Here is a 988-nt window from a genome sequence, read left to right on the forward strand (position 1 = left end):
CATTTGGCTCGACCCTCAGGGATAAGGCGATGATCCTTGAAACTCTCATTTTGTTGAATTCTCAGGAAGAGATGGGCAGAACCAAACAGCTCTTTGAAGAAATAACTAAAGAGCTTTCCCAAGACAAATGGCTTTCCACTCAGGAGACGGCTTACGCCCTTATCGCCATTGTTCCGTATATGTCAAATAACGCCGGAAGCGGCGCGTTGTCATTGGATTATTCAGTCGCGGGGAAAACGGGAAATATTTCTTTTAACACTCCTGTCGCGGAACGCTCTTTTGGGAATGTAACCGGAACAAGCGCAGTTTTATCGGTGACTAACCGCTCGTCATCTCCCGTGTATATAAGGTATACGGCTAAAGGGCTTCCAGCCGAAGGAAAAGAACCCGCTCTCTCAGAAGGGCTTTCCCTTACGGTTGAATACCGAGATGCCAACAGCAAGGTAATCGCTCCTGAAAGTTTAAAGTTAGGTGAAGATATGGAAATCACCGTGAACGTGCGCAATACTTTTACCCAAACAGTGGAAGAAGCCGCGCTTATTATTCCCATTCCCGCGTCATGGGAGATCGTCAACACGCGCATTGGCGGCAGCGTCTCTTCATCGAATTTCCGTTATCAGGACATAAGGGACGACAGGGTGATGACATACTTTAATCTTAACAGGGGCGAAACACGCGCGATAAGTTTCAGGGTCAACAAAGCTTATGAAGGCACTTTCTTCAGGCCTGCAATTCATGTTTACGCGATGTATGATGAGTCAATAAGGGCGTTAATTCCCGGAGTACGGTAACGCAAGCGTTTGTGAGAGTATTAAAGTATGTAACTAAAAAGCGTCTGATTATCGGCGGGGGAATAATTATTCTCCTGCTTGCGTTTATTTTTTCTTTGCCGCGTCCTCTTTTTAATTATCCCTATTCGCCCGTACTTTTTGACAACGAAGGGAATCTTCTTGGAGCGCAGGTCGCTTCGGACGGCCAATGGCGTTTT

At 46.5% G+C, this 988-nt stretch carries 2 protein-coding genes; both read left to right on the forward strand.

Annotated elements, in window-relative coordinates:
- Positions 1-791, forward strand: a 791-nt coding sequence (locus ACYVRH_RS13320; RefSeq protein ID WP_461257380.1) for an alpha-2-macroglobulin family protein, incomplete at its 5' end; no start/stop codon positions are given.
- Between the two features lie 11 nt (positions 792-802).
- Positions 803-988, forward strand: a 186-nt coding sequence (locus ACYVRH_RS13325; protein WP_461257381.1) for a hypothetical protein, incomplete at its 3' end; no start/stop codon positions are given.

Source organism: Treponema sp. R80B11-R83G3, assembly GCF_054786115.1.